At 62.3% G+C, this 223-nt stretch carries 1 pseudogene; it reads right to left on the bottom strand.

From position 1 onward, the window contains the following. A pseudogene (glmU, locus tag ACW9IR_RS30230) lies at window positions 1-223 on the bottom strand (bifunctional UDP-N-acetylglucosamine diphosphorylase/glucosamine-1-phosphate N-acetyltransferase GlmU); the annotation flags it as partial.

Here is a 223-nt window from a genome sequence, read left to right as displayed (position 1 = left end):
CACCGCATCACCGAGGTAGGCCAAGTGGCCAGCCTTCGCATCGTCACCCATTTTGGCGTTTTTCAGCTCGACGAAATTGCCCACGTGCGCCCTGGCGCCCATCACGGTTCCGGGGCGCAAACGCGCAAATGGACCCGCATCGCTGCCCTCACCCATCACCGCGCCGTCCAGATGGCTGTTAGCCTTGACCACCACACCTTTGCGCAGGGTGCTGTCCTTGATC

It is taken from the genome of Pseudomonas sp. SDT291_1_S447, assembly GCF_054070155.1.
This window is presented reverse-complemented; position numbering and strand designations above follow the sequence as displayed.